Source organism: Halomonas sp. RT37, assembly GCF_040070525.1.
Taxonomy (GTDB): Bacteria; Pseudomonadota; Gammaproteobacteria; order Pseudomonadales; family Halomonadaceae; genus Halomonas; species Halomonas litopenaei.
Genome location: NZ_CP098827.1, coordinates 3,438,431 through 3,465,059, shown reverse-complemented (window position 1 = coordinate 3,465,059; position 26,629 = coordinate 3,438,431). Strand labels below are relative to the sequence as shown.

The window sequence follows — 26,629 nt, the reverse complement described above, 5'->3', positions numbered from 1 at the left end:
AGTTATTGGCGTTAATTATATGAGCGTTGTTTTCAGAAGTTTGCATAAAACATCTATGGAATAGATGGTTCCCAAAACCACTGTACTTGAGTCCAATGCTAGTCATAAAAAAGCTTCGCTAATACTGCTTCCACAGTGTGCCGATAAGGTGCGTTATCGAGGACAGAAATATCCTTGGGCGCGCTCGATAAACGACAACGAGCATCAGGGGAAGCGACATGAGCACGGCGACGGTGGTGATGGTACAGGGGCAGGCTTTTGTTCAGGGCACCGATGGAAGCCTTCGCGAACTCAGGCCGGGAGACGTGATCAGCGACGGGGAGCGCCTGGTGACGTCACAGGGTGGTGAAATCTCGATTTCGCCCGGTGGCGTCGGCGACCCCGTGACACTTTCCGGTAGCGGACAGGTGCGCCTGTTGCCTTCCACCACCGAGCCGGCCGGCCCTTCGCTGGTCGATCAGGGTATTGTGCAGACCACCGACGACTCGGCACCCATTGCTGCACCCGCGACCCCTTTGGGCAGCCCGGTGACGGCTGGCGCGGCTGTCGGCATTGACGCACCGGTTCCCGAGGGTACCCAGGCGTCCGGCTCCACGGACGATGAGCTCGCGGCTCTCGCCCAGATCGCCGAGCAGGCCGACAACGTGCTGGGTGACGAAGAGCTCAACGAGCTGTTGGCCGCCATCGACTCCGGCGAAGGCGACCTGTTCGATGATCTTGAGGATCCGGCGGCCGGCGGCACCGGCGGGGGAGGGGACGACGAGGGCAGTGGTTTTGTCCGTCTGCTGCGCATCGTGGAGACGGTGGATCCGCTGGCCTTCCAGTTTGGCCTTGAGGGGCGCGATGGTCCCATCGAGCGCGATTTCACCGGTGTCGACGCGGTGGATCCCGGCGATGACGACGAAGGTGTCACCCTGACCGGTCTTGACGGCCCCGAAGATCCCACTGGCCCTGGTGACCCAGGTAACCCCGGTGGTCCTGATGGCCCCGGTGGTCCTGACGGCCCTGGTGGTCCTGGCGGCCCTGGCGAGCTGCCGATTGGCGCCGCCGGTGCCGAACAAGTGCTGTTCGAAGCAGACCTGGCCGGCGGTAGCCGTGGCGACGCCACCCAGCTGGTTCGCACCGGCTCCTTTGGGTTTGATTCACCTGACGGCCTGGCCACCCTGACGGTGGGGCCGGTTTCCCTGACGCTTGCCCAGCTTGATGCCCTGGGGACCTCGCCGGTCACCATCGTCACCGATCATGGTGTGGTGACGCTGACCGGCTTCACCGGTTCGGCCGCAGGGGGCACCGTCAGCTACACCTATGAACTGACCGACAACGTCGACAATGACAGCGTTGCCGGCGCCACCGATGGCGGCTATCTCGAGAGCCTGAATGTGCAGGCGGTGGACGTGGACGGCAGTAGCGCCAGCGGCTCGCTCGACATTTTGATCGTGGATGACGCGCCCCGCGCCGAGGACGATCCTACCGTCGAGACCACCGACGATACGGCGGTGAGTATCAATGTCATCACCAACGCATCAGGCGCCGATACGCTTGGTGCCGATGGCGCCGAGCTGACCGCTGCAGAACTGGTGGACAGCACCGCCGGCAGCCTGGACTTCGACGCCGACGGTACCATCACCTTTACCCCGGCGGCGGGTTTCGAGGGGACCGCCGAGATCCTCTATACCCTGACCGACAACGACGGTGACACCAGCCAGGCGACCTGGCGGGTGGAGGTGGAGGACGACGAGCCCGAGATCGAGATCAATCCCGAGTCGCCCAATGCCTCGGGCAACAGCGAGGTCGACGAGGCGGGTCTCGATGACGGCGGCAGCAAGGCGCAGACCAACCTGGAGACCACCAGCGGTGCGATCAACATCGACACCGGCAGTGACACCCTGGCCTCGCTGAAGATCGTGGACAAGGATGGCACACAGGTCGACGTGACCAATGGCGGTACTGTGCAAGGCGTCTACGGCACCCTGACGGTGACCGAGTCGAACGGCGACTACAGCTACAGCTACACCCTGGCTGACAACACCGAAGAGCACTCGACCCAGGGCTCCGCCACCGACGGGATCAAGGACGACTTCGCGCTGGTGATCGAGGACAGCGATGGCGACGTCAACGACAGCGCCACCCTGACCATCGACATCAAGGATGACGTGCCCGAGGCCAAGGATGACGAGACTATCGGCGCGTCCGACAATGCTCCGGTCATGTTGAACGTTATCAACGATGGGCCAGGCGCCGATACGCTCGGTGCCGATGGCGCCGAGCTGACCGCTGCAGAACTGGTGGACAGCACCGCCGGCAGCCTGGACTTCGACGCCGACGGTACCATTACCTTTACCCCGGCGGCGGGCTTCGAGGGGACCGCCGAAATCCTCTATACCCTGACCGACAACGACGGTGATACCAGCCAGGCGACCTGGCGGGTGGAGGTGGAGGACGACGAGCCCGAGATCGAGGTCAATCCCGAGTCGCCCAATGCCTCGGGCAACAGCGAGGTGGACGAGGCGGGTCTCGACGACGGCGGGAGCAAGGCCCCCACCGACCTCGAGACCACTCTGGGGTCGCTCACCATCGACACCGGCAGCGACAGCCTGGCCAAGGTGGAGATCGATGGTATCGATGTGACCGACGGCACCGAGGCCAGTCCGGTCGAGGTCGACGGAGACCTCGGCACCCTGGAGGTGTGGAAGGATAGCGCGGGGACCTATCAGTACCGCTATACCCTGACCGACAACAGCACGGACCACACCAGCCAGGGTACCACCAGCGACGCTGTGCAGGATGCTTTCAGCGTGGTGGTGACCGACTCCGACGGTGACGCCAGTGATCCGGCCACCCTGACCATCGACATCAAGGATGACGTGCCCCTGGCCAAGGATGACGCCGCCGAGACAGACGAGAACCAGCCGATCACCGTCAATGTGCTCGACGGTGCGGCGGGCGAGCCTGACGTGGCCGGGGCCGACGGTCCCTACACCTTCGTCACCGACAGCGTGAGCCTGGAAAGCGGCAGCGGCACCATCACCAACGTCGACGCCAACGGCAATATCACCTTCACGCCGGCCGACGGCTTCGAGGGTGACGCGGTGATCAACTATTCGATCCGCGACGCCGACGGTGATATCAGCAGCGCGACCCTGACGATCACCGTGGACGCCACGCCCGAGATCGAGGTCAATCCCGAGTCGCCCAATGCCTCGGGTAACAGCGAGGTGGACGAGGCCGGTCTCGACGATGGCGGGAGCAAGGCCTCCACCGACCTTGAGACCACTCTGGGGTCGCTCACCATCGACACCGGCAGCGACAGCCTGGCCAAGGTGGAGATCGATGGTATCGATGTGACCGACGGTACCGAGGCCAATCCGGTCGAGGTCGACGGAGACCTCGGCACCCTGGAGGTGTGGAAGGATAACGCGGGGGCCTATCAGTATCGCTATACCCTGACCGACAACAGCACGGACCACACCAGCCAGGGTACCGCCAGCGACGCCGTGCAGGACGCCTTCAGCGTGGTGGTGACCGACTCCGACGGTGATGCCAGTGATCCGGCCACCCTGACCATCGACATCAAGGATGACGTGCCCGCGGCCGTCAATGACGAGGTCCAGACTGACGAGGGCGAGCCGGTCACCGTCAACGTGCTCGACGGCACGGCCGGGGGCAAGGATATCCCTGGTGCCGATGGACCGATCACCATGGATATCGACAGCGTGAAGCTGGAGAGTGGCAGCGGCACCATCAGTGGCGTCGACACCAGCGGCAATATCACCTTCACGCCAGCCGACGGCTTCGAGGGTGACGCGGTGATCAACTACTCGATCCGCGACGCCGACGGTGATCTCAGCAGCGCGACCCTGACGATCACCGTGGACGCCACGCCCGAGGTCGAGGTCAATCCCGAGTCGCCCAATGCCTCGGGCAACAGCGAGGTGGACGAGGCGGGTCTCGACGACGGCGGGAGCAAGGCCTCCACCGACCTCGAGACCACTCTGGGGTCGCTCACCATCGACACCGGCAGCGACAGCCTGGCCAAGGTGGAGATCGATGGTATCGATGTGACCGACGGTACCGAGGCCAATCCGGTCGAGGTCGACGGAGACCTCGGCACCCTGGAGGTGTGGAAGGATAACGCGGGGACCTATCAGTATCGCTATACCCTGACCGACAACAGCACGGACCATACCAGCCAGGGTACCGCCAGCGACGCTGTGCAGGACGCCTTCAGCGTGGTGGTGACCGACTCCGACGGTGACGCCAGTGATCCGGCCACCCTGACCATCGACATCAAGGACGACGTGCCCCAGGTGTTCTCCGAGGCGGAGCACGTCCTGGAAAGTGGCAACGGCACTTTGGACTTCGGGCCCAATGTCGGAGCCGATGGGGTCGGGGAGGTGGTCTTTGCCGCCGCCCTCGACGGACAGCCGGCGACGGATAGCCAGGGCAACGCGCTGCGGGTCGACGGCAAGCCGCTGAACTACCGTTTGAGCGCTGGTGGAACGACGCTATACGCCGAAAGCGCCGATGGTGCCGAGGACGGCTTCAGCGTCACCCTCAACGCAGCAGGTGATGGCTACAGCGTCGAGGTGATCGGTGCGATCACCAATGGCGAGGCGTTCGACTCAAGCCCGGCAGATGCCCAGACGATCGGTGACTACCTGGCCTTGCACGCCGGTGATGACGTCGCGGTCAACGACCTCTTGCTGTCGGGAACGACCGACCAGGATAGCGACGGCCGTATCGCCCTCGGTACCGACGGGACCCTGCGCATCGATGCGCTCAAGGGCGTTACCGCTTCCGGGGCGACGCCCGAGTGGCAGGACCACGTTGGCCTGACGAGCTATTCGCAGAAGGTCCATGTGACCAACGGCGTCACCGCCGCTCTGTTGCTCTCTGCCGTCGTGTTCGATGCTGAAGGCGCAGGCAGCGGTGATCCAGGGGCGACCAGCGGTGCCGCCATGGATCTGAGCGTCGATGACGTCAAGGTGTTCGACGCTCGGGGCGTGGATGTCACGGGAAGGGTGTCGTTGGTCGATACCGGCGATGGCATTGAGGTCGACGGCCTCAAGGATGGCTGGGAGGTGCGCTTGAGCACCGGTGACGATCGCCCCTTCGAGGCGGTCTCCATCGAGGCGGAGCAGAGTGGCAGTGAGTCCCCTGGCGATCTGTCACTGGGTGACATCAACCATCGCAGCGGCGAGCAGCGCGAGGACTTCGAGGTGCCCCTCGGTCTGGTCGGTGTCGATGGCGACGGCGATCGACTCGAGAGCACCCTGACCCTTAACGGAGAGGCGCCGGATACCCTGTACGTGGATGACAACGACAACAGCGAACAGGCCGGTGGTGATGGCGACGACGTGCTGATCGGCGACGCCGGCGGGGTGGCCCAGGCGCAGCCGGAGAATTACAACCTGTCACTGATCATCGACAGCTCGGGCAGCATGGGCAATGCGTCGGGCACCGCCGGCAAGACGCGGATGCAGCTGGCCAAGGACGCCCTGGAGAATCTTCTTATCCATCTCCAGACCTACGGTGGGACCATCAATCTGCAGATCGTGGACTTTGACTCCCTGGTGAGGCCTGGGCTCGACGGCACAGGTCAGACGGTTGATTCGCTGATCATTGAGAACTTCGGCCCTGATGATCTACAGGATGCAATTGATTATATCGAGGCCATGGTGGCTTTCGGGGGCACCAACTACGAGGCTGGGTTCAACGAATCCGAGACGTTCTTCGAAGGTATTGCTGGCTCGACCTCGGGTTACAAGAACCTCGCGCTGTTTCTGACCGATGGCGAGCCGACTTACCATGTCAATAGCTCAGGTGGCTTCAGCGGCCCCGGAGGCAACAACAGCACCGCGGTGATGACGCAATCGATCGCCGCCTTCAATGACTTGGTCGCCAATGATGTCGAGGTGGCCGCCATCGGCATCGGCAACGGGATCAACGAGGAAACGCTTGAGTACTTCGACAACAGCAACGTCGATGGCACCGGAGGCCTGACCATTGGCGGTACGACGTTTAATGATCCGGTCGGCCAGGTTCAGATCGTCAACGACGAGGACGGTCTCAACAGTGCCATCCAGGAAGCCGCAGGAGGGCTTCTGGCACTTGGCGATGACGTCCTGTCGGGCGGAGGCGGCGACGACATCCTGATCGGCGATGTGCTCAACAGTGACCACCTGGCCTGGACGAATACCGACACCGGTGAGGTCTTTACCGCGGGTGGGCATGACGGTCTGGGCTACGAAGGGCTCTACGAATACGTCAAGTGGGGAGTCAATGGTGGTACCGAACCCACCGATGGCGAAATGATCGGTTATATCCGGGACAATCTCGACGATCTGATTGACGAGTCGCGTGATGAAGGCGGGATCAACACCCTGGACGGCGGCGAAGGCAACGATACCCTGATCGGCGGCGCCGGGGGGGATACCCTCCTTGGCGGCGAAGGTGATGACACCCTGGTTGGTGGCAACGGCAACGATACGCTCGATGGCGGCGCGGGCAACGATATCATCGATCTGGGCACCGGCGCCGATGTGGTCGCCTGGAATGATGGCGACGCTGGGACCAGTGCTGCGCCTGCCAGTGATGAGATCAATGACTTTACCCTGGGAGACGTCGGCAGTGACGCCGAGGCCGATCGCCTGGAGATGTCGGATCTACTCGATGGAGCGACCGAGGCAACCGTCAACAACTATCTTTACGCCGAGGAGGACGGCGGCGGCAATACCGTGTTGTACGTGAAGAGCGATGGTGGCATCGGCAATACAGGAGGCGATGCCGATCAGGTCATTACCCTCAATGGCGTCGATATGGGGGGACAGGACTCGGCGACCTTCCTGCAGCAGATGATCGACGACGGCCAGTTGCAGGTGGAATAGCAGGTTGAGTTGCAGGGCAGCGGTCTCCCTCGGCGCGACCGGGGGAGGCCAACGCCGGACAGGGCTGTCCGGTCTCGGCGAGTGAAAAGGAACAGAGCCCGGCTGGCGTCGGGCTCTGTGTCGTCGGGTCGAGGGCATTTGTGCCGCGAGGTGCCTATCGTCGCTCGCGGCGCTTGCTGGCGTCGGGTGTGCTCAGAAGTCGATGCCGCGGCGGGCCTTGAGGCCATTGGTGAAGCCGTGCTTGACCTCCTGCATCTCGGTCACGGTGTCGGCCATGGCAATTAGTTCGCGATGGGCGTTGCGCCCGGTGATGATGACCGTCTGCTCGGCAGGCCGGTTGGCGATGGCCGTGCGCACGGTGTCGATGTCCAGGTAGCCGAACTTGAGCATGTAGGTGATCTCGTCGAGCACCACCAGATAGACCTCGGGGTCGGCCAGCATGCGGCTGGCCTCCTGCCAGACCTCGCGGCATGCCTGGGTGTCCGACTCGCGATTCTGGGTATCCCAGGTGAAACCGGTGGCCATGATCGCCACCTCGAGGTTGTCGTCGGCCTCGAGACGGTCGCGCTCTCCGCACTCCCACAGTCCCTTGATGAACTGCACCACGCCCACCCGGTAGCCGTAACCCAGGGCGCGGGTGACGGTGCCCCAGGCGGCGGTGGTCTTGCCCTTGCCGTTGCCGGTAAACACCAGCATCAGCCCGCGCTCCTCGTCGGCGGCGGCGACCTTGGCGTCGACGTGGGACTTGAGCTTCTCCATGGCCTTCTTGTGTCGGGTGTTTCTGTCCTGCTCGCTCATGCCGGCTCCCGCTGTCTGGTGAAAAGCGCAGGGTAGCCGAGGCGGACGCCGGCGTCAGCCCGGATATGCCTTTCCGCCTCAGCCGGGATCATTGGCTGGAAGGCTCTGGCGTCCCGCCTGGGGCGAAGCCGTGTTAGCCGAGCGTGCCTGTCGGCGCGCCTCCATGCGCCTGGCGAAGACCTCCATCAGGCGATCGTAGAGCGCCGCACCCAGCACGCTGTCCTCGATGCCCGCATCGATGTTGGGATTGTCGTTGACCTCGATCACCAGCACACGGTCGCCGACCTGCTTGAGGTCGACACCGTAGAGGCCATTGCCGATCAGCCGGGTGGCCTTGAGCGCCGCACGCAGCACGGCGGCCGGCACCTCGTCGATGGGGTGGCTGCTGAAGCCGCCGCTGCGGGTGCGAGAACCGGAATGATCGTAGATCTGCCAATGGCCACGGGCCATGTAGTAGCGGCTGGCGAACAGTGGAGCACCGTCGAGCACGCCGATGCGCCAGTCGTATTCGGTAGGCAGCCATTCCTGCAGCAACAGCAGGTCCGAGCTCTTGAACAGGGTATCGGCTTCCCGAGCCAGCGATTCGCTGGACGTTACCTTGACGATGCCACGGGAGAAGGCGCCATCGGGGACCTTCAGCACCCTCGGGTAGCTGAGACCCTGCGTCTGCTCGAGGAGACGTGCTCGATCCGAACGCTTGAGCAACAGTCCCTCGGGAGCGGCGACCCCCCGGGTGCGAAGCAGTTCATGCAGATAGACCTTGTTGGTGCAGCGCAGAATGTCCTGGGGCGCGTCGATGACCACCAGGCCTTCGTGTTCGGCACGTCGGGCCATGCGCCAGGTGGGGTGGTCGAGGGCGGTGGTCTGGCGCAGAAACAGAGCGTCGAACTCGGCCAGCCGGGCGCTGTCGCGATGGGTGATCAGCGAGACATTGATGCCCTGGCGCCGACCGGCGCGGATAAATTGCTTGAGCGCGCCCTTGTTGCTGGGCGGCAGGTGTTCTTCAGGGTCGATCAACATGGCCAGGTCGAAGCGATAGCGCCTCCGCGCCCTGGGGGTACGCCAGATCTTCAGCGAATGGCGATTGAGGGCGCGAGCGAAGGCGTCCTGCTCGTCTTCATGAAGCCGCCCAAGCGCAAGCGGACGCAGCCGCACCAGTCGATAGCCCTGGGCGGTGCGATTCAGGCGCGCCTCCATCAGCGGACAGGGCAGGCGCTCGAACAGGCGGCGGGCGACGCGTGCCAGCAGGGGCTCGACGCATTCGCCGAACAGCACCCTGAAATGGACGTCATCGCCGAGTCGCTCGACTGCAGCAGGCCGGCTCAGCTCATCGAGCAGTCCGGTAAGGCCCTCGAGCTGCATGTCGGTGGTCGACTTGCGGCGCAGGGAGTTGAGGGTATCGACACTGGGGATCACTCTGGCGCCTCGCGCCTGGGCGAGCAGCGAGACATAGTAGCCTCGGCCCAGGTAGCCGAGGTCGGAACACAGGTTGATGACCTGTGCGCTGGTGGCGCCCGAGGTGGCCTTGGCATCGGCGATGTCCGCGGCGTCGACATAGTGGTCGGCGTCGATCACATCGTCACTGGGGTGGTAGGGCTGCCAGTCGCGCTGGCGGTCGACAACGATACGCAGGGCGCACATCGCAAGAATTCCTCGGCAAGGGGCGAGATAGGGGCGAGACAAGGGGCGAAACTGGGACGAGACAATGGCGGAGCAAGGGTGAAGCAAGGCCGAAACAAGGTGATAGCCCGAAGCCGGAGGACACCGCACGAGTCGGGGTAGAGGTCAGGGCCGACGGTGGCAGGATGCGCCTGGGTTGGCGGCAAAGCAATACGGCAAGAAAGTGAAAAATATTCATTCTGTCGGCGGCTGACAGCGCCGTGTGGGCCAGACAGAATCAACAGATAACACACGTCGCCCGAGTCGGGCGTCGGGCTGCCGAGACGGGACCTCTCACTATGCCACTTGCCTTGCGTTCGGCCACCCCAAGCGATCTCGATGCCCTGGAGGGACTGGAGAGTCGCGGTTTTTCGGGGGACCGCTTCACTCGTCGCCAATTGCGCCACCTGCTCCAGCGCGCCCATGGGCTGACCCTGATCGCCGAGGACGCCACCGGCTCCGTTTTGCCGCTCGGCTACGGTACCTTGCTGTTTCGTCGCAACAGCCGCGCAGCGCGCCTCTATTCGCTGTGTGTGGCCCCCGAGGCGCGTGGCCAAGGAGTGGGAAAGGCCTTGCTCGAGGCGCTCGAGCGTGACGGGTGCAAGCGTGGCTGCGAGCGCATGACGCTGGAGGTGCGGGCCGACAATCGTGTTGCTCTCGGCCTCTATCGACGGGCGGGCTTTCGCTTGGCTTGCTGGCTCGACGACTACTACGAGGATGGCTGTGCCGCCTGGCGCATGGTCAAGTCGCTGGGCCTGTCTCGAGAGCAGCCTGCCGTCGTGCCTCGGGGTTCACCTTCCGTGGCAGCTCCAGCGACATCTTCGGCGCCGTCTTCTACACCACCTTCCGAGCCGTCCTCCGTGACATCCGGGGAGGACTCGGTAGTGACACCCTGCGGGTCGCCGTCGATGGTAGACTAGCGTTTTTGTCAGCGGAGCAGAGCGAGCATGCCCTCTTTCGATATTGTGTCCGAATTCGATCGCCACGAAGCCCAGAACGCCGTGGACCAGGCTAACCGTGAGGTCCAGGGGCGCTTTGACTTTCGCGGTGTCGACGCCGGTTTCGAGCTGTCCGATGAATCCGTGGCGTTGCACGCCGAGGTCGACTTCCAGCTCAAGCAGATGCTCGACATCCTGCGCAACAAGCTGATCGCCAGAAGCATCGACCCGCGCATCATGGACGTTCAGGACGCTGAGCTGTCCGGCGTCAAGGCGCGTCAGACGGTCGCCCTCAAGCAGGGGCTGGAGCAGAAGGAAGCCAAGGACATCGTCAAGCGCATCAAGGACTCGAAGCTCAAGGTCCAGGCCCAGATTCAGGGCGACAAGGTACGCGTGACCGGCAAGAAGCGCGATGACCTGCAAAGTGTGATGGCACTGCTGCGCGCTGATGAGGGCCCTGATCTGGCGCTGCAGTTCGACAATTTCCGCGACTGACAGGATCGGCGGCTGACATGTCTCTGTTGCCGGCATCGTGAGGCGAGTGGCCCTGCGGATTCGGCAGGCTACTGGCCTGATAGCGGCGTCCGATTGGCCTCGTCGCACCTGCTGCGTTTCAATAAGTGAATTCTTGACCAATTGGCGTGGCGAGTGCGCCGCCGGAGTTCGCCCTTGATTTCCACCACCCGTCGCCTGGCCTGGCAGTTGCTGGCCTGGACCAGCTTTGCCCTCGGTGTCATCGGGGCCTTCGTGCCGCTGTTGCCCAGTACCTGCTTTCTGCTGGTGGCGGTGTGGGCGGCGTCGAAGGGGTCGCCGCGGTTCGCTCGCTGGATTCGCAGTCATCCTCGGTTCGGCCCTGCGGTGGTGGCCTGGGAAGAATCCGGTGCGATTCCCCGTCATGCCAAGTGGATGGCGCTGGCGATGCTGTCACTGTCGGTGGTGGTGCTGTTGATCACGGTGTCACTGTGGTGGTTGAAGCTTGGGTTGACCGTCATGCTGATAGGGATTGCCATCTGGATCGTGACCCGGCCCGAGCCCGCCTCCTCGTCCTGACGTCTTCCGCCTTGATCCGTTTCGCCTGATGGTTCCGACGTGCTCCGGGTCGCGCCGGTTCTTTGAGCCCGGCACGTCCGTACCCGTACAATATCGTCGACTTTTCTGATTGGAGCATCCCCGATGTCCGACCCCCAGCCGATCCATCTGAGCGACTATCGTCCGCCGGCCTACCTTGTCTCACGCACCGAGTTGACCTTCGACCTGGCGCCTGGCACCACCCGCGTCAAGGCACGCCTGCATCTGGAGCGTCATCCCGAGCGCGAGGCTGGTGCACCGCTTTGGCTGGATGGCGAGCAGCTTTCGCTCAAGGCCATCGCCATCGATGGCCAGCCGCTGGAGGAAGGCGAGTACGAACTGACCCGCAAGGGGCTGTCGATTACCGGTGCGCCGGAGGCGTTTGTTCTGGACACCGAGGTCGAGATCTCGCCCGAGGACAATACCGCGCTATCCGGCCTCTACCGTTCCGGTGGCATGTTCTGCACCCAGTGCGAAGCCGAAGGGTTCCGCCGCATCACCTTCTACCCGGACCGCCCGGACGTGATGGCGACCTTCTCGACCACCGTGATCGGCGACCTGACTCGTGAGCCGGTGTTGCTGTCCAACGGCAATCCGGTGGAGCGGGGAGAGCTGCCGGATGGCCGCCACTTCGTGACCTGGGACGATCCTCATCCCAAGCCCGCCTACCTGTTTGCGCTGGTGGCCGGTGACCTGAAGAAGGTCGAGGATCGCTTTACCACCATGAGCGGCCGCGACGTCACCCTGCAGATCTGGGTCGAGGAAGAAAACCTCGACAAGACCGACCACGCCATGGGCTCACTCAAGCGTGCCATGCGCTGGGATGAAGAGGCCTACGGTCGCGAGTACGACCTGGACCTGTTCATGATCGTGGCGGTCAATGATTTCAACATGGGCGCCATGGAGAACAAGGGGCTCAACATCTTCAACTCGGCGGCGGTGCTGACCCACCCCAACACCGCCACCGACGCTGCCTTCCAGCGGGTCGAGGGAATCGTCGCCCACGAGTACTTCCATAACTGGTCGGGCAACCGCGTTACCTGCCGTGACTGGTTCCAACTGTCGTTGAAGGAAGGCTTCACCGTCTTTCGCGATCAGAGCTTCTCGGCCGAGGTCAATTCCGCGCCGGTCAAGCGCATCGAGGAAGTGTCGTTCTTCCGCACCGCCCAGTTCGCCGAGGACGCAGGCCCCACAGCGCATCCGATTCGCCCCGACTCCTACATCGAGATCGGCAACTTCTACACCCTGACCATCTACGAGAAGGGTGCCGAGGTGGTGCGGATGCTGTCCAACCTGGTGGGGCCGGAGACCTTCCGCAAGGGCTCGGATCTGTACTTCTCGCGCTTCGACGGGCAGGCGGTCACCATCGAGGACTTCGTCGACTGCATGGCCGAGGTGTCCGGGCAGGATCTCGAGCAGTTCATGCGCTGGTACTCCCAGGCGGGTACGCCGGAGATCGACGCCTTCGGGGAGTACGACTACGCCAACTCCCGCTACCGCCTGATCCTGCGTCAGCGCACGCCGGCCACCCCCGGCCAGCCGGAGAAACAGGCGCTGCATATCCCCATTCGCCTGGGCCTGGTCGGCACCAAGAGCGGCCGCGACCTGTCGATGACCCTGGACGGCGAGAGCCTGGGTAGAGACGCCGTGATTCATCTGCGTGAAGACGAGCAGGAGTTCATCTTCACCGATATCGAAGAGGCTCCGGTGCCCTCGCTGCTGCGCGGGTTCTCGGCGCCGGTCAAGCTGTCCTTCCCCTATTCGCGGGAGGATCTGGCCTTCCTGATGGCCCACGACAGCGATGGCTTCAACCGCTGGGACGCCGGCCAGCGGCTGACCCTGCTGGCACTCGATGATCTGATCGCGGCCCACCGCAATGGTGTCGAGAAGGTCATGGATACGCGCCTGGTCGAGGCCTTCCGCGCACTGATCGAGGAAGGCAATGACGACAAGGCGGTGCTGGCCGAGATGCTGCAATTGCCGAGCGAAGCCTACATCGCCGAACAGCAGCCGCTGGTCGACGTCGACGCCATCCACGCCGCGCGCACCTTCATCCAGCAGTCGCTGGCGCAAGAGCTGCGTGACGAACTGCTGGCACTGTATCGCGACAACCAGAGCGACGCCGCCTACGCGCCCACGCCCGAGCAGATCGGCCAGCGCGCCCTGAAGAATGTCGCGCTGTCCTACCTGATGAGCATCGAGGACGAGGTGGCGATCGAGCTGGCCCAGGCCCAGTTCGAGGCCGACCACAACATGACCGACGTGCGCCAAGCGTTGACGTTGCTGGTCCACAGTAGCCGCTCGGATATCGCCGATCCGGCACTCAAGGCCTTCGGGCGCAAGTGGTCCCACGATCCGCTGGTGATGGACCAGTGGTTCAGCCTGCAGGTGACCCGCCCCCAGGCGGACGCCCTGGATCGGGTGCGCTATCTGATGGAGCACCCGGCCTTCTCGCTGAAGAACCCCAACAAGGTGCGCGCGTTGATCGGTGCCTTTGCCGGGCAGAACCGGGTCAACTTCCACCGCCTGGATGGCGAAGGCTATCGCCTGCTGGCCGACGTGGTGATCGAGTTGAACCGGCTGAACCCCGAGATCGCCGCACGCATCATCACGCCGCTGACCCGCTGGCAGCGCTTCGACGAGGCTCGCCAGGCGCTGATGCGCGCCGAGCTGGAGCGCATCCGTGGCGAGGAACTCTCGCCCAACGTCTACGAGATCGTGGAAAAGGCGCTGGCCTGATGTAGCGACGACGATCGCTGCTTGAGCCACCGTCATGAATGCCAACGCCGCCCCTCGGGGCGGCGTTGTGCTGTGTGCTACCGGCTCGGCTGGCCTTGAAGCCCGTCCCGCGTCAGGGCAGCAGCATGCCCAGGGTCAAGAGGCCCAGCAGTGCCCACAGCAGGGCGGCGATGGGGGAGCCTGTGAGGATCGCGCGTAGACCCCGCCAAAGAAAGAAAAGGCCCAGCACCAGCAGCGCCAGGGTGAAGAAGGTCGGTGCGATGCCCAGCGAGCGAGACAGGCCGTCGATAAAGCCGGCGGCGGCGTCATCGATGTTGTTGAAGAAGGTGCCCAGGGTATCGACCACAAAGCGAATCAGGGTGCCAAGGGCCTCGCCCAGCCAGGTAAAGACGTCTTCCACCGCCATGCATCCTTGTCGTGGAGCTTGCAAAGGGCCTCGGCGCGCGCCTTGAGCACGAGCCTTGGCCATGGGAGCCCCGAGTATCCGCATCCGACCTGTCCACGGCAAGCCCCGTGGCCGAGCGCGTCTGGGTGTTGCACAGGTCTGCGCGCGCCACTTGCTAGGGCTTGTCTGAAAAGTGCCTGCGCTCGGTAATACGGCGTTAAAAATCGGATCAACATGCTCATTTACACCCCGTAAACTGCGCTTTCTCACCGATTTTTGCCTTGTCTAACCTTCGCTCGTCGACTTTTCGGACAGCGCCTAGCCGAGTTGTTCGGTACGCGAGATGATTCCCGCTTCCTCCGCCGCGCTGTCGGCCAGGGCGCGGCCGGCCTCGTCGTAGACGTGGTAGACCGCGTGGGCGCCCAGTTCGCGGATGGTGTCGATCTCCTCCAGGTACTCGACCACGGCGGTGATCTTGCCCGGGAAGTGGCGGCTTCGCAGCTGCTTCAGGGCGAACAGGTTACCGGCATGGTGGGGCATCGCCAGCACCACCAGTTCTACCTGAGAGGACATCAGCATCTTGTCCCAGAAGTCCGAGTCTACGGCGTCGCCCTCGACGATATTGAAGCCCTTGTCGGCCAGCATCTTCACGCTCTTGGGATTGGAGTCGACCCCCAGCACCTTGAGTCCATACTCCTTGGTCAGGCGACGGTAGACGCTGCGACCGATACGGCCCATGCCCAGCACCACCGCTTCGGCGTCGCCGACCTCGATGGGGCGGTCGCTGGGGGACAGCGACGCCTCGTCGACCGGTGGCAGGCGTGGCTCGAGCCAGCGGTAGAACTGCTCGCTGACGGCATTGAGGATCGCCGATACCACGAAGCTCAGCGCGACCGCGAGCGACACCACCACCAGCCACTGCGGCGCCAGCCAGCCGCTGGATACCGCGATGGCGCCGACGATCAGACCGAACTCGGAATAGTTGCTCAGGCTGAGGGTGGCCAGCACCGAGGTACGGTGGCGCATGCCGAAACGCATCAGAATAAGCTGGTAGAGCAGGCTCTTCAGCGGCAACAGCGCCACCAGCAGCAAGGCGATGCCGAACAGCGACCAGCTGGGCAGGGCGGTAAGGCCGATGCTCAGAAAGAAGCCGACCAGCAGCAGTTCCTTGATATTGAACATCGAGCGCGACAGCGTCTGGGCGGCGGGGTGGGGCGCCAGCAGCATGCCGATGATCAGCGCCCCGAGATCCCCCTTGACGCCGACCGCCTCGAACAGGCCGTAGCCCAGCACCAGGGCCATCACCACGCCACACAGCATCTGCATCTCGCCGTGGCCCATGCGGTCGAGCAGCCGCCGCAGCAACGGCGCCAGCGGCAGCAGCGCGAACAGGCCCAGGGCCCAGGGGCTCGGCAGCTTGCCGGTGGAGGCGGTGAGAAAGATCACCGCAAACAGGTCCTGCATGATCAGGATACCGATGGCCAGGCGTCCGTAGGCCGCATGGGTCTCGCTTCGCTTTTCGAGGACCTTGACCACGAAGACGGTACTGGAGAAGGACAGGGCGAACGCCAGCACCAGCAGCGTCGTCAGGTCGAGTCCAGCGAGTAGACCGTTGGGTGACGTCAGCCAGCCGAGGGTGACGATCGCCTTCAGGACAGCCAGAATACCTACGAACAGCACGACGCTTGCCAGCATATGCAGGCTGGCGCCTCCCCAGACGTCCGGGCGCAGCAGGGTCTTGACGTTGAGCTTGAGACCGATGGTAAACAGCATCAGGGTGACGCCAAGGTGGGCGATCAGCGTCAGGACCGGCGTTTCGTCGTAGCCGAGAGCATTGAGGATGAAGCCACCGGCGAGAAAACCCACCAAGGGTGGTAGTCTGAGGGCCATGGCGGCCAGGCCTGAAACAAAGGCGGTCAGCACAAAAATTGGTTCAATCATGCAGGAACTCGGTCGCAAAGGGGGGCGTGTCTTGATCAATTGTAAGGGAAATACGGGTCAAGTCAGCGCTATGGCTGCGATTGTGCCCGTCCCGCAACAGCATAGGTGCGGCGTCGGCAGCAGGACGTGGCTGGACGCCGGCAGGTGTCGGATCGCCGCTGCGGGCCTCCATGCCGGGGGAAGGATGTGATGAAATAGGCGCCGCACAGGGAGGATGTGCGACTTTCATGAACCTCATGTGAAAAAGGAAGCGTCAGGATGACCCAGCCGCCGGGCACCAATCGGCTGATCCTCAACGGACAATCGGCGCAATTGCCGGAAGTGCGAAGCGCTGTCTTCGCCTGTCGGCGAGGCGGCCTCGATGTGGACGTGCGTGTCACCTGGGAAAAGGGCGACGGCGAACGCCAGGCCACCCAGGCTGGACGCGATCGGGTCAAGCGGGTCATCGCCGGCGGTGGTGACGGTACCGTGCATGAGGTGGTCAACGGGCTGATGCAGTTGCCGCGCGAAGAGCGTCCGGAGCTTGCCATCATGCCGTTGGGCAGCGCCAATGACCTGGCCAAGTCCCTGGGCCTGCCGCTCGGCCAGGCAGCGTCGCTGGACGCCGCCTGTCGTCTGCCCAGCCGCTGGGTGGATGTGCCAAGGATGAATGATCGCTATTTCATCAACATGGCCACCGGTGGTTTCGGTGCCGAGATCACCACATCGACACCGAAGCCGCTCAAGCGCTTGATGGGCGGGGGAGCCTACTCGGTGTTCGGTGCCTTCAAGGCCTGGCGTTATCAGCTCTACCAGGGCCACCTGGCCTGGGATGGTGGGGAGAGTCGAGCGGGCATCTTTCTGCTGGGTATCGGCAATGGCATCCAGGCCGGTGGCGGTCAGCAGTTGACGCCGGCGGCGCGACTGGACGACGGCCTGTTCGACGTGCTGCTGGTGCGTGACTTCCGCTCGCTGCGCCAGCTTCGGGCAATGATGCAGGAACTGCGGGCCAGGCCCTACCATGGCCAGTACGTCGACGCCTTTCGCAGCGCCTGGTTGCGCTTTGAAGCCGATGGCGAGGCGCGCCTGCCGCTGACGCTGGACGGCGAAGCCTGCTATCAGCGCGCGTTCGAGGCCCGGGTCATGCCGTTGGCGCTGCGTCTGACCATGCCCGACAGCTGTCGCATGGCCTCACCCCGGGGAGAATGATCAGGGCGGGAGCCGCCATAGACGTCGCCCGATAGGCGAGATTGCGGCTTGCTGCAGCGCCAACGCAAGTTGCGTGGCCGGGGTGGCTTTGGTGCAATAGCGCGCGATCAATCATGGAGATTGGGCGCATGGACAAAGGCTTTATGGAGAGAAGACGATGGCAATGACCCCTCGAATGGCGGCGGCCCTGGTGGCACTGAGCGTACCGCTGTGGCTGGTTGGGTGTGATGGAGAGGAGCCCCCGGCGTCTCAGAGTGAGCCTTCCGCTGTTCAGGAAGAGCCTTCAGTTACTGAGGAAGAGCCCTCAGCTACTGACGAGGAGCCGTCAGCGACTCAACAACAGCCATCCGATTCCGAGAGCGGGATGTCCGCAGCCCAGTCAGAGTCATCGAGTGAAGCGGCGTCGAGCGGGGCCGACGGGGCGCAGAGCAACAGTGACGCCGATGGGGCCGATGTAGACCTCGGCAGCAGTGCCACCGACACCCTGGAGCAGGGCCAGGCGCTGCCGGGGGAGAGCACCGAGTCAGATGTCGATGCCATCCTGGAGGAGACCGAGCGTCGCTTCGAGGAAGCGCAACGCAAGATCGACGAGACCTATAAGCAGGCCGAGGCAACGAGCGCTAGCCAAGGCACACCGGACAGTGAAGGGCAGCAGAGCGACACAGGCGACGGAGAAGCCTCGGTGCCCTCGGTGCCGGACCCTGTCGAGGAACCGGTGCAATTCGAGGGATCGAGCGAGGAGGTCGACGCCATCCTTCAGGAAACCGAACGCCGGTTCGAGGAAGCCAAGCGCAAGATCGACGAGACCTTCGAGCAGGCCGAGCGCCAGGTCCCCGAGGAGGTGCCCGCCGACGCGGACGCGTCCTTCGATGCCGACGTCAACGCCGAAGGCGACGTCGAGACCCGTACCGACAACTCGCCCTGAGCTGGTATTGGCAGGGCATCAGGTCCGGGTGGCTTAATCATGGCTTAGTCATGGGCCCAAGGCGTGCTAGCAAGCTCTTACGGCATCCGATCGGCCCCCCGGCAGGCTCTGCCGACCAACAAGAAAGGCCCACCGTATGGTGGGCCTTCTTGTCGCATGATCGAGGATCGTCACAACTTGCGGCAATCCTGCTCAAGCGCTGTTGCTTCACGGGGTGGCTAGATCACGCAGAATGCGATCTCCCCGTGACAAGGTCAGACAGGCACTAGGCTCAGTCGGCGACCTTGATGTTGGAGGCCTGAAGGCCTTTCTTGCCCTGAGTCACCTCGAAGGAGACCTTCTGGCCGTCCTGCAGGGACTTGAAGCCTTCAGCCTGAATCTCGGAGAAGTGGGCGAACAGGTCGTCTCCGCCGTCGTCCGGAGAGATGAAGCCGTAGCCCTTGGTATCGTTGAACCACTTGACAGTGCCAGTTGCCATTGTCGATTTCCTTAACTCGCTAAATGATGGTGCAGGCTCAACCACCCGGGGAGCTTTTCTCCCGTCGTGTGGTCTGAACCCTGTTGCGTGGGCATGACAAGAAAGAAGGGCGCATTGCGTGTTTCGACAATAGAGCGATCGAACTACCACTGCTGACGTTTCTACTTGCTGTCCTACGCTGCGGTCGAGTTGGCGATTCCGATTACCCGGGAAACGACACCTCTGGTGTCGACCACCCCTGGCAGGCGAGAATGGCTTACCTCGACTCGCCAAGTTACTGTAGATCGAAAGGCCAGCAGCGTCCAGCCGGACGCCCGTTGCTGCCTCTTAACGGAAAAGATGACACAAGGAATTCACATGACTGCCCCCGTGATCCATAGCGACGATACCCACTCCAAGGTGGTGGGCTACCTGTTGTGGCTGTTCGGTTTCCTCGGCGCCCACCGGTTCTATTACGGCAAGCCGGTGACCGGCACCATCTGGTTTCTGACCCTCGGACTGTTCTTCATCGGCTGGATCATCGACCTGTTCTTGATCCCGAGCATGGATCGCGAGGCCGACCTGCGGTTCCGCGGTGGTCCCACCAACTACACCCTGGCCTGGGTGCTGCTGACCTTCCTCGGGGTATTCGGCCTGCACCGTTTCTACATGGGCAAATGGGTGACCGGCATCATCTATCTGCTCACCGGTGGTCTGTTCTTGATCGGCATCCTCTACGACTTCTGGACGCTCAACGACCAGATTTCGCTGAAACACTCCGATAGCCTCGAGTCCGTGCGCTGATGGAAGGCTGGATCGATGCCCAGTTGCTGGGCTTCGTGGTGGCGATCACGCTGTTGAGCGTCACTCCCGGGGTCGACACCTTGCTGGTGATTCGCAACACCGCTCGGGGCGGTCTGCGCGACGGTGTGCTGACCAGCCTGGCGATCTGTTCGGGGCTGTTCGTCCACGCCACCATCTCCGCCCTGGGGGTATCGCTGATCCTGCTGCAGTCGGCCTGGGCGTTTTCGGCGTTGAAGATGATCGGGGCCGGCTACCTGGCCTGGCTGGGAGTCGCCAGCCTGCGTCAGGCCTGGGCCGGCAAGGGGCTCGCGGTGTCGGCGGCGAGTGGCGCCCGCCGCCAGCGCGTATCGCCGTGGCGGCCGCTGCGCGAGGGGTTGCTGTCCAACGTGCTCAATCCCAAGACGGTGGTGTTCTACATGGCCTTTCTGCCCCAGTTCATCGCCCCCACGGATCCGGCCTTGCTGAAGTCCCTGTGGCTTGCCGGTATCCACTTCGTGATTGCCAACCTGTGGCAGATCCTGGTCGCGGTATTGGTGGGCAGCGCCAGCCACTGGCTCGCTCGGCCGGCGTTCTCGCGCGTGCTCAACGGCTTGACCGGTGGCGTGCTGGTGGCGTTCGGGGTCAAGCTGGCGTTGACGCGGGCGCCGTCCTGAGCCGACGCGATCGGCGCGTAGGCCAATAGCCCGAGACACAGGCCAGCGAAGCTACCGCAAAAGCCGGACCTCGACAGCAAGAACCCCCGACCACAGGCCGGGGGTTCTTGCTTTGCGAGGCGATCTCACCTCATCGACGCACCGGGGCTCCGCTACATCATCGACGTACCATGGAACCGTCGTAGCGCGAGCTCTTCTCGGCCGCTGTCAGCACCTGCACGCCCTGGGTCGAGCCCTGGGCCAGGCTTTCGAACACTACCCGGTACTCGAGCACCGCGCGGACGTAGCGGCGGGTTTCCTTGAAGGGGATCTCCTCGACGAACAGGTCGAATTCGCCCGGCGCGCGGGCAAGCCAGGTGTCGACCCGGTGGGGGCCGGCGTTGTAGGCCGCCGCCGCGGCGATACGGTTGCCGCCGTAGCGCGCGATCATGTCACGGATATAGGTGCTGCCCAGACGAATGTTGGTGGCCGGGTCGAGCACGCCGTAGGGTCCAGGATCACCGATGCCCACCTGGCGTCCTACCAGCGCGGCGGTACCCGGCATCAACTGCATCAGGCCCCTGGCCCCGGCGGGTGATAGCGCTTCGGGGTTGTAGGCGCTCTCGCGACGGGCGATCCCCATCAGCAGGTAGGGATCGACATTGTTGGCCTGGCCCCAGCGGCGGAAGTCCTCCCGGTAGGCTTCGGGAAAGCGCCAGGGCAGGGCGTCGAGCATCTTGCCGACGATGGTCGTCTGCACCAGGCGTACGTGCCAACCGCGTCCTGCGGCGTAGTCCGCCAGGCGCCGGGCGTCGGTGGGGCCTGCGCTGCGTACCGCGTGATTCCACTCGAGGTTGGCAAGCCCTTCCTGTCCGACGCGCAGCAGCGCCTCGGTGCGACGCACCGTCGGCCAGCCGGCGACCTGGGCGCGCTCGGCTTCGCTGAAACGCGTGTCTTCCATGTTGAGATCGTAGGACTGGCCGAGGCGGTCGGCGGCGACGAAGCCGAAGAAGTCGCGTTGACCCGCTGCCCGGGCGTAGGCGGCCTGCGCGTCTGCCTGCTGCCCGCGCAGGGCCAGCGCGCGGCCCAGCCAGTATTGCCAGCGCGCCTTGGCCTGGGTCTCGGCGGGCATGATGCCAACGGTGCGCTCGACGGCGGCCCAGTCGCGATCGCGGATGGCCAGGCGTGCACGCAGTTCGAACACCTCCGGATCCTGCTGGCCGGCCAGGGCGCCGTCGATCCAGCCGAGCAGGCTGCGCTGGTCGCGGCGCAGGGCGTAATAGATGATCTCGCGCTCCAGCGCCTGGCGAGACTGGGCCGGCAGGCTCACACTGCCGGAGACCTGCTGCCAGGCGGACAGCGCCGCCGCCGGGGATGACTCTGCAGTGGCGATGATGGCGGCCCGCACAAAGGAGGCGGTGCCGGCGCAGTTGGGGCCGACGCAGCGCGCTACGCTTGCCAGTCGCGACGGGTTGGCGGCCACGCTTTGCTGCGCTGCTGCAGCGGAGCTCCAGGCGGGTCCCAATTGACGGCCAAGATAGCTGACCAGTCCGTCTTCGCCGTTTTCCCAGGCCAGCATCATGCGCTCGAAGATTTCCGTGCCACCGATCTCGCCGCGGGCGCGCAGGGTGGAGAATAGGGAGTCGCAGGCATCCGGCTGGGAGCGACCCACCAGCCATAGTTCGCGGCCGCCCTGAGCGGCGACGGCGGGGCTTTGGCCCAGTTGCGCGGTGTAGTAGTAGCACTGCTCGGCGGTGGTCTCGGGAACGCCGCCGGCGACGGCCAGCAGATCGCCGTAGCGCCCGGCCTTGCCGTAGCGCAGGATGGCCTGCTCACGCATCCAGTCACCCAGCGGCGCATCGGCATTGGCCGAGATGTAGCTGAGAACTTCCTGAGGGCTGGCGTTGGGCAGGCGATCGCGCAGACGATAGTACGCCACATAGCCGGCCAGTTCGTGGCCGCGAATGGCGGCGTCGTTGATGTTGTGGAAGTTGCCGCTACGGGCGGCTTCCAGGGCGCTGCGCATGGCGCCGTCACTGCCCTGGGCGGTAGCCGTCAATGGCATGCACAGTGCCGTGGCTGCCACCAGCGGCACGAGGCGACGAAACAAGGCGAATGGCATGGAGACCCTCCTGGTCTGTGAAGAAGAAGACATTGCTGCCTTTTTGTGCCGTAGACGGCGAATCGATGTCGGATCGAAGCCACATGGTGACCGAACCGGCGGGCCTTGAACAGTTGCCCGGCCAGGTTACGAGACTTGACCCCGGTCAGCTTCGCCCCCATGTTGCGATAAGACGACGTCGACGCCATGAAGATAGCCGTTGACACCCGATAAATACCATCGGCAATCGTTGGTGCTGAATTGAGTCGAGGAGACTATCCATGGCCCTGTTTGATCGAATCCCCGTTATTGGTCGCTTTACCCAACGCACCCGAGCGTTCAAGCATATAATGCGGGCGCTCAAGCTGTTTATCCCGATGCTGCAGGACGTGCTCAGCGGTCGCTACCGCCCGGTGCCCTGGGCGGCTTTCGGCTGGATGGCGGTGGCCTTTGCCTATCTGGTGTCACCGCTGGATCTGATTCCCGATGTGCTGCTGCTGTTCGGTCTTCTCGATGATGTGGTCATCGTCGGCTGGTTGCTGACCAAGGTGGACAATAGTCTGGCCGACTATCGCGCCTGGCGTGGTATTGGCGAGGACGATGCTCCGCGGGAGGAGCGGGATATCCACGACATCTAAGGTGCCTTGTTCTTGATTTTCTGGCTCGAAGTGTGCGGATTCGAGCTTTTTGCGTTTGCTTCAGGGTACGTCGTCTGTTTCTGACGCTTGGCGAGCATTTGGCGGGTAAAAGGTAAAAATGCGGACCAAGGACCTATTGTGGCGTCGGCGGGCTGGGTCTAGATTGTCAGTCAAACGTTTGAATTCGAGCCCGCTCATGTCCTCCTCGCACCGCACCCTGCAGCCACCCTCCGTGTCGCTCTGGCGGCAGGCGCTTCAGCGCTTTGTCGATGTCATTCCACATACCCAGGCGCTCGGCATGCGCGTCGTTGCGGTGGATGCCAGCGGCGTCACCCTATATCTGCCCGGGGGCGCCGAGTTGTGCGGTGATCGCTCGAGAAGCCTGGTGCACAGCGGGGTGCTCAGCGTACTGCTGGACACCGCCTGCGGTGCCTCGGTCCTGCCGGCACTGCCAAGTCCTGAGGTCTGTCCCACCCTGGATCTGCATATCAGTCATCGTCGCCCTGCCTGTCAGGGGGCGTCATTGTGGGTACGTGCCGAAGTGGAGGCCATCACCGACTCGGTGGTGTTCACCGAGGCCCGGGCCTGGCAGCACGAAGGACAGGTGGTGGCCTGCGCCCGCGGGCACTTTGCCCGGCTGGGGCCGCGCAACACGCCAGCAGGTTTTGCCGAGGCCATGTTCGCCGGTCTTGTGGAAGACGAGGGCGATCCCCTTATCGAAGAGAAGGCCCCAGTTGGCGATGCCGACAGTGGTGCGATAGCGGCGGCTCCACACGAGAGTGTCAGCGGCTTGCTGGAACGTGGGCGTGCCAGCGGTGAGATCAACGCCTGGCTTGGCGAGGTGCCCTACGCCGACTTCATCGGGGTGAGGGAGGACCGCGATGAGCACGGCAGGCGCTTTGTACTGGAGACGCGTCCCCACAACGTTGGCAATCCGATGCTGCCGGCGCTGCACGGTGGTGTGGTGTCGGCCTTTCTGGAGACTGCTGCAGCGCTGGATACCCTGGCGCAGACCCGTGAGCCGCGCCTGCCGAGGCTGGTCAACGTCACCGTGGACTACCTCAGTTCGGCCGGGGTGAAGCCAACCTTCGCGCGTTGTCGTCTGGTGCGCGAAGGGCGGCGCATGGCCAATGTCGAGGCATGGGCGTGGCAGGACGACGAAGACGCGCCGGTTGCCCGGGCTCGCTTGACCTACGTGCTGGGGGCGCCGGCGTAGGTGAGAGCCGGCCTGGGCAGCCGTTAGCCGGGTGACCACGGCCAGGGACGTCGGCCCAGGTCTGGCCAGCCTTGATGTGAAGGTGCCAGCCTTGACTTGGTGGCGCCAGCCTTGAAAAGCGCAGCGCGGACCCCATATCGATTGTCATCTTGAATGACGTGCGGCGCGAGCCGTGCACTCTGGACCGCCAGCGACCCATCGCTGGCCCGGAAATCGCCATGTCGAAAGGGGTTCGATCTACCATGACCACCGCTACCCACGAAGAAACCCTGGGCTTTCAGACCGAGGTCAAGCAGCTTCTCAACCTGATGATCCACTCGCTGTACTCCAACCGCGAGATCTTTCTTCGGGAGCTGATCTCCAACGCCGCCGACGCCTGCGACAAGCTGCGTTATCAGGCGCTGGACAATGATGCGCTCTACGAGGGCGACAGCGAGCTGCGCGTCGAGATCGAGCACGACAGCGAGGCCGGCACCGTCACCCTTCGTGACAACGGTATCGGCATGAACCGCGAGGACGTGATCGCCAACCTGGGCACCATCGCCAAGAGTGGCACCGCCGAGTTTCTCAAGCAGCTTTCCGGCGAACAGCAGAAGGACGCCCGGCTGATCGGCCAGTTCGGGGTCGGCTTCTATTCAGGCTTTATCGTCGCCGACGAGATCACCGTGCGTACCCGCAAGGCCGGTGACGCCGCCGATGCCGGCGTCGAGTGGCGCTCGAAAGGCGAGGGCGAGTTTGTGGTCGCCGAGATCGAGCGCGAGAAGCACGGCACCGAGATCATCCTCCACCTCAAGGAGGACGCCAGGGAGTTTGCCGACGACTATCGCCTGCAGAGCCTGGTGCGCAAGTACTCCGACCATATCGAAGTACCGGTGAAGATGCCGCGTACCGAAAAGGCCACCGACGACGATGGCAACGAGGTCGACGGTAGCGAGGTCACCACCTGGGAGACCGTCAACGAGGCGACCGCGCTGTGGGTGCGGCCCAAGAGCGAGGTCTCCGAGGACGAGTACAAGGCCTTCTACAAGCACGTGGCCCACGACTTCTCCGACCCCCTGACCTGGAGCCACAACAAGGTCGAGGGCAACCTGGAGTACACCAGCCTGCTGTACGTGCCGGGCCGCGCACCCTTCGACCTGTACGAGCGTGACGGTGCCCGTGGGGTCAAGCTGTACGTCCAGCGCGTGTTCATCATGGACGACGCCGAGCAGTTCCTGCCGCTGTACCTGCGCTTTATCAAGGGGGTGCTGGACACCCGCGATCTGTCGCTGAACGTATCCCGTGAGCTGCTGCAACAGGACCCGAAGGTAGAGAAGATCAAGTCCGCGCTGACCAAGCGTGCCCTGGACATGCTCAAGAAGCTGGCCAAGGACAAGGAAGCCTACCAGACGTTCTGGAACACCTTCGGTTCGGTGCTCAAGGAAGGTCCGGCGGAGGACTACGCCAACCGCGACAAGATCAGCGGACTGCTGCGTTTCTCTTCCACCCACACCGACAGCGCCACCCAGGATCAGTCCCTGGCCGACTACGTGGAGCGGATGAAGGAAGGTCAGGACAAGATCTACTACATCGTCGCCGATGGCTTCAACGCCACCAAGAACAGCCCCCACCTGGAAATCTTCCGCAAGAAGGGCATCGAGGTGCTGCTGCTCCACGATCGCATCGATGAGTGGCTGATGAGCCATCTCACCGAGTTCGATGGCAAGAAGTTTGCCGATGTTGCCAAGGGCGATCTGGACCTGGGGGACGTCGAGGACGAGGACGAGAAGAAGGCCCAGGAGGAGACCGCCAAGTCCAAGGAGGATCTGGTCAAGCGGGTCAAGGAAGCGCTCGGCGAGGAGGTCCAGGAGGTCAAGATCACCCACCGCCTGACCGATTCACCTGCCTGCGTGGTGCTACCCGAGCACGAGATGGGCTTCCAGATGCGCCGTATCATGGAGGCTGCGGGCCAGAGCCTGCCCGAGGTCAAGCCGATCCTCGAGCTCAACCCGGACCACGCCCTGGTCGCTCGCCTGGAAGGGGCCGACGGTGACGGCTTCGGTGATCTGGCGCGGATCCTGCTCGATCAGGCGATCATCGCAGAGGGTGGTCATCTCGACGATCCGGCCGCCTACGTCAAGCGTCTCAACGCCCTGCTGAGTGCCTGACAAGCTGGCTGCCTACGTCAAGAGCTCAAGCGCCCCAACCACGACGCCACCTTCGGGTGGCGTCGCTGCGTTCAGGCAACTGCAAGGCGACGTCCTTGCCGCGCCG

General features: G+C 63.8%; 18 protein-coding genes. 12 read left to right on the top strand and 6 right to left on the bottom strand.

From position 1 onward, the window contains the following. Window positions 1-218 precede the first annotated feature (218 nt). Window positions 219-6,887 carry a retention module-containing protein gene (locus NFG58_RS15070; RefSeq protein ID WP_348826867.1) on the top strand — a complete coding sequence of 2,223 codons (6,669 nt, stop codon included), beginning with the start codon at window positions 219-221 and terminating at the stop codon, window positions 6,885-6,887. A 192-nt stretch (window positions 6,888-7,079) separates the two neighbouring features. On the opposite strand, the gene cobO is transcribed toward NFG58_RS15070, so the two are convergent. After that, window positions 7,080-7,685, bottom strand: a complete 606-nt coding sequence (gene cobO, locus NFG58_RS15065; protein ID WP_348826866.1) for a cob(I)yrinic acid a,c-diamide adenosyltransferase — start codon at window positions 7,683-7,685, stop codon at window positions 7,080-7,082. A gap of 78 nt (window positions 7,686-7,763) precedes the next feature. Then, a complete protein-coding gene (locus NFG58_RS15060; RefSeq protein ID WP_348826865.1) occupies window positions 7,764-9,326 on the bottom strand; it encodes a RimK family protein in 1,563 nt (520 codons plus the stop codon). Window positions 9,327-9,643: 317 nt separating this feature from the next. Here NFG58_RS15060 and NFG58_RS15055 point away from each other — a divergent pair, with 317 nt between their 5' ends. The 4 genes from NFG58_RS15055 to pepN all read left to right on the top strand — a co-directional run bounded on the left by NFG58_RS15055 (window position 9,644) and on the right by pepN (window position 14,089). Next, window positions 9,644-10,264 carry an N-acetyltransferase gene (locus tag NFG58_RS15055; RefSeq protein ID WP_108133843.1) on the top strand — a complete coding sequence of 207 codons (621 nt, stop codon included), beginning with the start codon at window positions 9,644-9,646 and terminating at the stop codon, window positions 10,262-10,264. 27 nt (window positions 10,265-10,291) lie between these two features. Further along, complete coding sequence (locus NFG58_RS15050; RefSeq protein ID WP_108133842.1) at window positions 10,292-10,777, top strand: YajQ family cyclic di-GMP-binding protein; 486 nt, start codon at window positions 10,292-10,294, stop codon at window positions 10,775-10,777. A 174-nt stretch (window positions 10,778-10,951) separates the two neighbouring features. Further along, on the top strand, window positions 10,952-11,332 hold the full coding sequence (locus NFG58_RS15045; protein ID WP_231498735.1) for a YbaN family protein: 381 nt from the start codon (window positions 10,952-10,954) through the stop codon (window positions 11,330-11,332). Between the two features lie 123 nt (window positions 11,333-11,455). After that, a complete protein-coding gene (pepN, locus tag NFG58_RS15040; protein ID WP_348826864.1) occupies window positions 11,456-14,089 on the top strand; it encodes an aminopeptidase N in 2,634 nt (877 codons plus the stop codon). A gap of 112 nt (window positions 14,090-14,201) precedes the next feature. On the opposite strand, the gene NFG58_RS15035 is transcribed toward pepN, so the two are convergent. Together NFG58_RS15035 and NFG58_RS15030 are read right to left on the bottom strand one after the other, a co-directional pair. Beyond that, on the bottom strand, window positions 14,202-14,495 hold the full coding sequence (locus tag NFG58_RS15035) for a hypothetical protein (RefSeq protein ID WP_348826863.1): 294 nt from the start codon (window positions 14,493-14,495) through the stop codon (window positions 14,202-14,204). Between the two features lie 297 nt (window positions 14,496-14,792). Next, window positions 14,793-16,415 carry a cation:proton antiporter family protein gene (locus NFG58_RS15030; protein ID WP_197037166.1) on the bottom strand — a complete coding sequence of 541 codons (1,623 nt, stop codon included), beginning with the start codon at window positions 16,413-16,415 and terminating at the stop codon, window positions 14,793-14,795. Between the two features lie 258 nt (window positions 16,416-16,673). Here NFG58_RS15030 and yegS point away from each other — a divergent pair, with 258 nt between their 5' ends. Next, entirely contained in the window at window positions 16,674-17,603 is a 930-nt protein-coding gene (gene yegS / locus NFG58_RS15025) for a lipid kinase YegS (protein WP_045993797.1), read from the top strand. Window positions 17,604-17,967: 364 nt separating this feature from the next. Beyond that, window positions 17,968-18,528 carry a hypothetical protein gene (locus NFG58_RS15020; RefSeq protein ID WP_348826862.1) on the top strand — a complete coding sequence of 187 codons (561 nt, stop codon included), beginning with the start codon at window positions 17,968-17,970 and terminating at the stop codon, window positions 18,526-18,528. Window positions 18,529-18,799: 271 nt separating this feature from the next. Here NFG58_RS15020 and NFG58_RS15015 read toward each other — a convergent pair whose 3' ends face one another. Further along, window positions 18,800-19,006 (bottom strand): cold-shock protein, encoded by a 207-nt coding sequence (locus NFG58_RS15015; RefSeq protein WP_045993796.1) that lies wholly within the window; start codon window positions 19,004-19,006, stop codon window positions 18,800-18,802. Between the two features lie 357 nt (window positions 19,007-19,363). On the opposite strand from NFG58_RS15015, the gene NFG58_RS15010 reads away from it, so the two are divergent. Beyond that, window positions 19,364-19,789 carry a TM2 domain-containing protein gene (locus tag NFG58_RS15010; RefSeq protein ID WP_045993795.1) on the top strand — a complete coding sequence of 142 codons (426 nt, stop codon included), beginning with the start codon at window positions 19,364-19,366 and terminating at the stop codon, window positions 19,787-19,789. Continuing rightward, window positions 19,789-20,442, top strand: a complete 654-nt coding sequence (locus NFG58_RS15005; protein ID WP_045993794.1) for a LysE family translocator — start codon at window positions 19,789-19,791, stop codon at window positions 20,440-20,442. Before NFG58_RS15010 ends, NFG58_RS15005 begins: the two co-directional genes overlap by 1 nt. A 157-nt stretch (window positions 20,443-20,599) precedes the next feature. Here NFG58_RS15005 and NFG58_RS15000 read toward each other — a convergent pair whose 3' ends face one another. Then, window positions 20,600-22,543, bottom strand: coding sequence for a transglycosylase SLT domain-containing protein (locus NFG58_RS15000; RefSeq protein ID WP_124803029.1), 1,944 nt, complete (start codon window positions 22,541-22,543; stop codon window positions 20,600-20,602). Between the two features lie 260 nt (window positions 22,544-22,803). Between NFG58_RS15000 and NFG58_RS14995 the strand changes: the two genes are divergently transcribed. From NFG58_RS14995 to htpG, 3 genes are all read left to right on the top strand, one after another. Next, complete coding sequence (locus tag NFG58_RS14995) at window positions 22,804-23,160, top strand: YkvA family protein (RefSeq protein WP_045993792.1); 357 nt, start codon at window positions 22,804-22,806, stop codon at window positions 23,158-23,160. A gap of 196 nt (window positions 23,161-23,356) precedes the next feature. Next, a complete protein-coding gene (locus tag NFG58_RS14990) occupies window positions 23,357-24,376 on the top strand; it encodes a PaaI family thioesterase (RefSeq protein WP_240184312.1) in 1,020 nt (339 codons plus the stop codon). Between the two features lie 242 nt (window positions 24,377-24,618). Beyond that, window positions 24,619-26,523, top strand: coding sequence for a molecular chaperone HtpG (htpG, locus tag NFG58_RS14985; RefSeq protein WP_045993791.1), 1,905 nt, complete (start codon window positions 24,619-24,621; stop codon window positions 26,521-26,523). The last annotated feature ends 106 nt before the right edge of the window (window positions 26,524-26,629 follow it).